Annotated in this window: 8 protein-coding genes; all 8 read right to left on the bottom strand. The window is 61.0% G+C overall.

The window, feature by feature from the left end; translation table 11 throughout:
- A partial coding sequence (locus AC3VI7_RS11335; protein ID WP_489671534.1) for an RNA polymerase factor sigma-32 occupies positions 1 to 503 on the bottom strand: 503 nt, incomplete at its 3' end.
- Positions 504 to 614: 111 nt separating this feature from the next.
- The gene (locus tag AC3VI7_RS11330) at positions 615 to 1,385 is read right to left on the bottom strand and encodes a Crp/Fnr family transcriptional regulator (RefSeq protein WP_489667769.1); all 771 of its coding nucleotides are present in this window, start codon (positions 1,383 to 1,385) and stop codon (positions 615 to 617) included.
- Positions 1,386 to 1,477: 92 nt separating this feature from the next.
- Entirely contained in the window at positions 1,478 to 2,953 is a 1,476-nt protein-coding gene (gene ntrC / locus AC3VI7_RS11325) for a nitrogen regulation protein NR(I) (protein WP_489667768.1), read from the bottom strand.
- Positions 2,954 to 2,992: 39 nt separating this feature from the next.
- Positions 2,993 to 4,078, bottom strand: a complete 1,086-nt coding sequence (gene glnL / locus AC3VI7_RS11320; protein ID WP_489667767.1) for a nitrogen regulation protein NR(II) — start codon at positions 4,076 to 4,078, stop codon at positions 2,993 to 2,995.
- Entirely contained in the window at positions 4,075 to 4,578 is a 504-nt protein-coding gene (locus tag AC3VI7_RS11315; protein WP_489667766.1) for a hypothetical protein, read from the bottom strand. The genes glnL and AC3VI7_RS11315 overlap by 4 nt, the downstream gene beginning before the upstream one ends.
- Positions 4,579 to 4,705: 127 nt before the next feature.
- Positions 4,706 to 6,121: a type I glutamate--ammonia ligase gene (gene glnA, locus AC3VI7_RS11310; RefSeq protein WP_489667765.1), complete on the bottom strand. Its 1,416-nt coding sequence runs from the start codon at positions 6,119 to 6,121 to the stop codon at positions 4,706 to 4,708.
- A 205-nt stretch (positions 6,122 to 6,326) separates the two neighbouring features.
- Positions 6,327 to 7,157 carry a competence/damage-inducible protein A gene (locus AC3VI7_RS11305; protein ID WP_489667764.1) on the bottom strand — a complete coding sequence of 277 codons (831 nt, stop codon included), beginning with the start codon at positions 7,155 to 7,157 and terminating at the stop codon, positions 6,327 to 6,329.
- On the bottom strand, positions 7,154 to 8,152 hold the full coding sequence (locus tag AC3VI7_RS11300; RefSeq protein ID WP_489667763.1) for a sterol desaturase family protein: 999 nt from the start codon (positions 8,150 to 8,152) through the stop codon (positions 7,154 to 7,156). The genes AC3VI7_RS11305 and AC3VI7_RS11300 overlap by 4 nt, the downstream gene beginning before the upstream one ends.
- Positions 8,153 to 8,181: the final 29 nt, after the last annotated feature.

Here is an 8,181-nt window from a genome sequence, read left to right as displayed (position 1 = left end):
CGATGCGTCTGCCCATCGACCGCTTCGGCCTTGAACTGGCGCTTCATCGAGCGCAGATTGAAGAACAGCTTGCGCTGGGCTTTGGTGGTCGCCACCTTGACCATGCGCCAGTTCTTCAGGACGTATTCGTGGATTTCAGCTTTGATCCAATGGCTGGCATAGCTCACCAAGCGCACACCTTGCTCGGGATCAAACCGTTTGACGGCCTTCATGAGGCCAACATTACCTTCTTGGATCAAGTCGCCTTGGGGCAAGCCATAACCCACGTATTGGCGGGACAACGACACCACCAGCCGCAGGTGCGACAACACCAAACGACCTGCGGCGTCCAGATCACTGTGCTGCTGCAAGCGCCGCGCCAACGAAACCTCTTCGTCGGCGGTCAGCATCGGCAGCCGATTCACCGCAGAAATATAGGCATCCAAGTTCCCCAGCGATGGCACCATCGCCCACGGATCCCGAAGGGTCAACGAAGCAGGAGAAGGAAGGGTCAGGGCATTCATGAACAGCGCGATGTGGATGAGTAACGGCCCAGTCTAGCACTCACCCAACGCGACTGCCAAAGCACTTCATCACAGATGATGGAACCCATAAGGGTATGTCAACACGCGCTCTTAGCGGATCGCTCCAGCGCAGTGCTGGAGCTGCGCCTTGTTGTGAATCTGCACGACATAGCCTTGGCTGCTGATCAAGCCACGCTGCTCCAAGCTGCGTATCAGGCGCGACAAGGTCTCAGGGGTCATGGCAAGTTGCTGGGCGATATCACGCTTGCGTTCTTGTAATCGGACCTCACAGGCCAAAGCATCACCCTCGGGACAGCGCTGCAACAGCCATTGCGCAAAACGCGCCGAGGCATCGTTGTGCAGCAAATTACGCGACGTGGCCGTCAGCTCATACACCTGCTGCGCGAGACAGACACACAGCCGCTGCGACAGAGAAAAGAGGGCAGGATGGGTGCTCAGCTGTAGGCGCAAAGCGCTCAAAGCGACCTCAGCCACGGTCACATCGGACAGGGCTTGCGCCTCCATGGCATGGGGCTCACCCAGCCACGCTGAACTGAGATCCAGCCACGCTGGCCCGGTGAGCGTGCGCTCGGTACGCAAGCCCCCATCGGCAGCCCGCGAACCCAAAACCACGTCACCGCGCAACAGCACCACCAGATGTCGAGCGATGCCGAGTCGATCCAAAACGGCCTCGCCAGCAGGAATTTCACGCCGAATCGACAACTGGGCGAGCACACCCCATTCCTCGGCCGCGAGCGGAGCCCCGCCCAACACCTTTTGCCAAGGTGTTGGATCAGCCGGGGGTGGGGGTGGAGCGGTGACTCGGCGGCGCGGACGCGGCCAAGCCGGAGCGCCCTCTAGAGCCAAGACATCGACAGGCACAGAGAAAGATCCAAAGGGATAAGGGACGGGGTGGCCGCACTGTCTCCCAACTCCCTCGCCGCCCCTTTGAGGTAGGTCAAGGCAGCCGCCCCTTAGTCTTCCAGACCCAGATCCTGAATCTTGCGGGTGATGGTGTTGCGGCCAATCCCTAGCTTGTGCGCGGCTTCGATGCGTCGGCCCTTGGTCATGGCCAAAGCGGTGCGAATCAGTTGACCCTCAAAGTCCCGAGCAAGCCGGTCCCAGATCTGCTCCTCACCACGCTCCAACAAGCTACGGGCCTGTCGTTCCAAATCAAGCAGCCAGCCATCACCGACCCCAGTGCCTGCCCCTTCTGCTGCGGGCGCAGCCATCACCGAGCTGGTCTCCGCCAGGCCCTTGGGCGAGCCCGTGGCCGACAAAGACGAGCCCTGCGGCTGGGTACCGATGATCTCGGGAGGCAAGTCCTTCGGATCAACCACTTGAGCCGGAGCCATCACCGTTAACCAGTGGCAGAGGTTCTCAAGTTGGCGCACATTGCCGGGGAACTCGAAATCCATCACCCGCAGCAAGGCGGCCTCGGACACCCGCTTGGCCTCAACGCCCAACTCTTTGGCACTGCGGGCCAAGAAGTGCCGTGTCAAACCCGCAATGTCCTCGCGGCGTTCACGCAGCGGCGGCAAGCGCAGCCGGATGACATTGAGGCGGTGGAAGAGATCCTCGCGGAACGCGCCCTCACGCACCCGCTCCTCCAAGTTCTGGTGCGTGGCCGCGATGACGCGCACATGGGCTTTGATCGGCTGATGGCCGCCCACGCGGTAGTACTGCCCGTCGCTGAGCACCCGCAGCAGCCGCGTCTGCAAATCGAAGGGCATGTCGCCGATCTCATCCAGAAAGAGCGTGCCGTTGTCGGCTTGCTCAAAACGGCCGCGACGCATCGCCTGCGCGCCGGTAAACGCCCCGCGTTCGTGACCAAACAACTCGCTTTCCAGCAAGTCCTTCGGAATCGCCGCCGTATTGATCGCCACGAAGGGCCCGCCTGCGCGGGGGCTGTGCTTATGCAGCGCACGCGCCACCAGCTCTTTGCCGGAGCCCGATTCACCTGTGATCAACACCGTGACTTGGCTCTGACTGAGCCGGCCAATCGCCCGAAAAACATCCTGCATCGCTGGCGCTTGGCCGAGCATTTCAGGCATCTCGGTGGTGCTTTCGTCGATCAGCTCTTCGCGCAAGCTTTCTTCCGCCGCACGGCGGATCAGCTCAACCGCTTTGGTCAGATCGAAGGGCTTGGGCAGATATTCGAACGCCCCGCCCTGGAAAGCCGAAACAGCGCTGTCCAGATCGGAGTACGCCGTCATGATGATCACCGGCAAGCCGGGATACAGCGTCTTGGCGCGCGCCAACAAGTCGATGCCCGAGCCGCCGGGCATGCGGATGTCACTCACCAGCACTTGCGGGGAATCATCTTGCAAGGCCACCAAGACATCGCGTGGGTTCATGAAACTGCGCACTGGCAAGCCCTCGCGTGCGAGCGCTTTCTCTAGGACGAAGCGGATAGATTGGTCGTCGTCAACGATCCAGATGGATTTCATACTTTGCCCGTTTCCCTTGCATGACCAATGCCGTGTCGCTTACGGCAACGGAATCAGGATCCGAAACAGCGTGTGCCCAGCTTCGCTCTCGCATTCGATCGTGCCCCGGTGCTGCTGGATGAAATCCTGTGCCAGCGTCAACCCCAAGCCCGAGCCCCCTTCCCGGCCGGAGACCAGCGGGAAGAAGATGCGATCACGAATCTCGGTCGCCACACCGGGTCCGTTGTCCTCGATATGCAATTCCAGTGCCAGTCGGCAACGATGCAGGCCAATGGTGATTTGTCGGGCCGCACGGGTGCGGAAAGTGATGCGGGCATCGCCCTCTTGGCGGCGGGCCACCAAGGCTTGCGCGGCGTTTTGCGTCACATTGAGAACGGCCTGGATCAGCTGCTCCCGGTCACCGCGAAACTCGGGCAGAGAAATGTCGTAGTCCCGCACAAGCTCCAAACCCTTGGGGCACTCGATCAACACCAAGGCCCGAACCCGCTCTAGGACCTCGTGGATATTGACGTCAGCCACCATCTGCGGGCGGCGGTGCGGGGCCAGCAAGCGATCCACCAAGGTTTGGAGACGATCCACCTCGTGGATGATGACTTGGGTGTATTCAATCAAGGCCTTGTTGTCGAGATCCATCTCCAACAACTGCGCGGCCCCCCGGATGCCACCCAGCGGGTTCTTGATCTCATGGGCCAGATTGCGGATCAGCTCTTTGGTGACCCGCGCTTGATCCAAGGTACGGGTTTCACGGTCTTGGCGAGCTTGCTGCTTGATCTCCACCACTTCGAGCAAAACCTGCCGGCTGCGCTCAATCTGGGTCACGATCACATGCACGGGCAACGGTTCTTGGCTCAGCACATGGGGCTGGCGCAGGCTGGCATCAAAGCGGCCGGTGCTGTATTCGTTATCCACCACCGCTTGCACCGTGCTCATCAGCACCGAACGTTGAATGAACCAGTCAAACACACATTGCTGCTGCAAGTGACGCCTTGGCAAGCCCAAGGTGTTTTCAAACGCTGCATTGACGAAGGCGCACTGGCCCTTGGCGTCAATGACCGCCACCATGGTGGCCAAGTGATCGAAGGCATCAAAACTCGATGCGTCGCGCCGGGATCCTTCGCTGCTCATGGCGTGGCAAATTTGGATAGCTCACGCCGAATGGCCGCGATGTCAGCTTCCTTGCGGGCGATGGCAGCTTTCATGTCGGCAACCCGCTCTTGGTAGCGCGAGAAATTACGCTCTTCGCCGCGTCGCTCGGGCTCGCCACCGTTGTAGTCCTTCTGCATCTGCGCCAAACGCTCTTCGTCCTTGCGCAATTCCGCCTCAAGGATGCGTCGCGCATCGGTGTCACGCGCGCGCTGCTCAGCCGGATCAACCCGCACCGCACTGGCTGGACCCGAGGCCGCACCACTCGCTGCCGGACCAGAGCGCCGGGGCATGGAGGACTGAATCACCGTCACCGGCGCGCCGTCCAAGGTCTTGCAACCCCGGGCCGCAGCTTCTTTGACACTGATCTGATCGGTGTACAGATTGCCGGGGCATCGGTACACCTGACGGTCCTGAGCATGGGCCGAGCTCAAGGCCAAGCCCAACACACCAGCAACAGACCACAGCACGATGCGTGACATTCAATGAACTCCAGTGATCATGATTTCCAAGCGGGGCGAGTATGGCGCAAAAAAAGAGACGGCCTTGGTGGCCGTCTCTCGTCGTGTTCGCGAGCAAGTCGGCCGCCTTAGGAGCGACCGAAAAGCCTCACAGACTGTAGTACATGTCGAACTCGATCGGATGGGTGGTCATGCGCATGCGCGTGACTTCCTGCATCTTCAGCTCGATGTAGGCATCAATGTACGAATCGGTGAACACACCGCCCTTGGTCAGGAAGGAGCGGCCCTTGTCCAAGTATTCGAGCGCTTGTTCCAAGCTCGAACACACGGTCGGGATCAGCGCGTCTTCTTCCGGCGGCAGGTGATACAGATCCTTCGTGGCGGGCTCGCCCGGATGGATCTTGTTTTCCACGCCATCCAGACCGGCCATCAACAGCGCGGCAAAACCCAGGTACGGGTTCATCAAAGGATCGGGGAAACGTGCTTCGACGCGACGGCCCTTCGGGTTCGGCACGTGCGGGATACGGATCGAAGCCGAGCGGTTCTTGGCCGAGTAAGCCAACTTCACCGGGGCTTCGTAGCCCGGCACCAAACGCTTGTAGCTGTTGGTGCCCGGGTTGGTGATCGCATTCAGCGCGCGAGCGTGCTTGATGATGCCGCCGATGTAGTACAGGGCGAACTCCGACAAACCGGCATAGCCGTCGCCAGCGAACAAGTTCTTGCCGTCCTTCCACACCGACTGATGCACGTGCATGCCGCTACCGTTGTCGCCAACGATGGGCTTGGGCATGAACGTGGCGGTCTTGCCGTAGGCCGCCGCGACGTTGTGGATGATGTACTTTTGCAGCTGAACCCAGTCAGCGCGCTGGATCAGCGTGCTGAAACGGGTGCCGATTTCCATCTGGCCGGCGTTGGCCACTTCGTGGTGATGCACTTCAACCGGGATGCCCATGGCTTCCAGGATCAAGCACATTTCCGAGCGCATGTCTTGGCCGGAATCGACCGGGGGCACGGGGAAGTAGCCGCCCTTGACGGTCGGGCGGAAGCCCTTGTTGCCGTGCTCGTAGTCCTTGCCGGAGTTCCAAGCCGCTTCTTCCGATTCGATCGAGCAGAAGCAACCCGACATGTCGGCGTTCCAGCGCACGCTGTCAAAGACGAAGAATTCGGGTTCCGGACCGAAGTAGGCGGTATCGCCCAAGCCGGTGGACTTCATGTAGGCTTCGGCGCGCTTGGCCAAGGAGCGCGGATCGCGCTCGTAGGGCTTGCCGTCACCCGGCTCGATCACATCACAGGTGAGGATCAGGGTCGGTTCATCGAAGAACGGGTCGATGTTGGCGGTATTGGGATCCGGCAACAGGATCATGTCCGAAGCTTCGATGCCCTTCCAGCCAGCGATCGAAGATCCGTCGAACGCATGACCCGACGCGAATTTGTCTTCGTCAAAAGCAGAAATGGGCACGGAAACGTGCTGTTCCTTGCCACGGGTGTCTGTGAAGCGGAAATCAACGAACTTGACTTCGTTTTCCTTCACCAGCTTCATCACGTCGGCGACGTTCTTGGCCATCAGAGGGCTCCTAGGGAGATGGAAAGTATGCGTTGAACGGTAGGGTGTACCCCGTGCTGTGCAACAGGGCGCCCGGCAATGTAGCAGAAAGCATGCCGCCGATCCAAGGGACCACATGGACGGTCATTCGCCCCCTGCGGAGCCCGATCCGCCGCAACGGCACTGATTTGGTGCAAATAAAGGCACCAAATCAGCGCGGATCAGCTCAAGCGCCGCGCACCATTTCGGGGCCAAGCACAGCATTCACCCGCGCAAGCCCTTGTTTCAAGGCCTCGAAAGCCGCCAACAGCTGTGGTTCTCGTCCTTTGACGCCCAACTCGATATGCCGCCCGTATTGCGGGTGATCGACGCTGGGCAAACTGAACACCTTGATGCCCGCAAAACCGGCTTCGATCTCGATCATCAGCGGTGTGAGACTGGCCTCCATCGCACCAAAAACGATCACCGAGCGTTCCACTTGCGCTTGGCCGCCATGCAACGCAGCGTAGCGACCGTCCAGCAAGGCTTCGATCATCGGATGCGCCATCACCGGAAATCCGGGCACGAAATGCACACTGCCCACCGAGAAACCAGCAATCCGGTTGTAGGGGTTCGGAATGATCTCGGCCCCAGCGGGGAACTGCGCCATGTTCAGGCGATGGATGTTGTCCGGGTGCTCTGGCTGATAGACCTCGCCGCGCTGCTCAGCCAGTTCACGCATGCGCTCGTGGATCAGCTCAACCGCTTGCGGATGCGCCTCCAGCGGCCGACCCAGCGCTTGGGCGGCACATGGGCGCGTGTGGTCGTCAGGCGTGGCACCGATGCCGCCACAGCAAAACACCACATCCCCGCTGGCAAAGGCATCGCGTAAAGCCGCCGTGATGCGCGCTCGGTCGTCACCGACATAGCGCACCGCATCCAGCATCAGCCCACGCGCCGTGAGCAACTCGATGACCTTGGCCATGTGCCGATCTTGACGCTTGCCGGAGAGAATTTCGTCGCCCACGATGATCAACGCAAAACGCGGGGCAGCTTGGGGAGGAGAGACAGCAGTCATGAACGATCTTTCTTGCAAAACAGCAAACGCTTCAACCCCAACCACTGCTGAGCCCAAAAGCCCTCGCCGTAGTCACGCCCGCCCGCTTCGGACGCTTCGAGCGCTTGATCGCGGATGCCGGTGGGCTCGTTACCGCCATCAAATCGGGCCGTGCGGAAGAGCATGTCCCACACCGGCAGCAGCACCGCAAAGTTGTGCCCACCGAGCGTGCCTTGGCCTTGGGACTCGTGGCCGATACCAACGCCGTGATGCACGCGGTGGAACCGGGGCCCAACCACCAAGCGCGCACCCAGCCAACCAAAGGACAAGCGGGCGTTGGCGTGCGACAGGTTTTCAACCAGCTGTGTACACGCCACCACCGCCACAAACTGCCCCGGGGCCACGCCCATCGCATGGCCCAGCGTCACCATCAAGGCGTCGCGCAACAAGTCGTCGAGCAAGTGATTGCGGCTGTCGGTCCACATCGTCATCTGGCGCTGGCTGTGATGCACCGCATGCAAGGCCCACCACCAGTTGAAACGGTGCTGCGCCCGGTGCAAACCGTAATCGGCCAAGTCAAAGGCCACCAAGTAGACCAAGAAACCCGCCAACGCCGTATCGGTCACCCCGACCCACAGCGGGGCGACCCAAGCGTCAAGCTGGACCCCGGCCACGCCTTGCACCGCCAACCAGCCCCAGAGATCGTTCCAAAGCGGATCGACGGTGAAGAACAAGGCCAGTCGGATCAGCCCCAAGCGGTGCAGCAAGGTATAGAGCACATCGACGCGCACAGCGCGTTGATCAGGCCAGACTTCAACCGGCCGCCAGCGCTGCAAGGGACCGATCAGCGCCAGCATCACCGCCAGCTGGATCAGCCCGACCAGCAGCCAGCCGGTGGCGTCATAGGCGTCTTCGAGGATGGAGCCGCCGCCAGTGGCAAACACCAGCGGCTGCACCACCTGCTCAAACAAGGTTTGCTGCGCCGCTGAAAACGCCGACGTCAGAGCATCGATCATCGCCACACCCGCTTCTTCAGAGCTTCACA

The organism is Leptothrix toolikensis (SeqCode) (assembly GCF_057922285.1).
Note: the sequence above shows the minus strand (reverse complement) of the source record. Positions and strands in the feature narration are given on the sequence as shown.

Coding starts and splice junctions, on each gene's coding strand:
- AC3VI7_RS11305 (WP_489667764.1), bottom strand. CDS start 7,157: ATGACTGCTGTCTCTCCTCCCCAAGCTGCCCCGCGTTTTGCGTTGATC.
- glnL (WP_489667767.1), bottom strand. CDS start 4,078: ATGAGCAGCGAAGGATCCCGGCGCGACGCATCGAGTTTTGATGCCTTC.
- AC3VI7_RS11315 (WP_489667766.1), bottom strand. CDS start 4,578: ATGTCACGCATCGTGCTGTGGTCTGTTGCTGGTGTGTTGGGCTTGGCC.
- ntrC (WP_489667768.1), bottom strand. CDS start 2,953: ATGAAATCCATCTGGATCGTTGACGACGACCAATCTATCCGCTTCGTC.
- glnA (WP_489667765.1), bottom strand. CDS start 6,121: ATGGCCAAGAACGTCGCCGACGTGATGAAGCTGGTGAAGGAAAACGAA.
- AC3VI7_RS11300 (WP_489667763.1), bottom strand. CDS start 8,152: ATGATCGATGCTCTGACGTCGGCGTTTTCAGCGGCGCAGCAAACCTTG.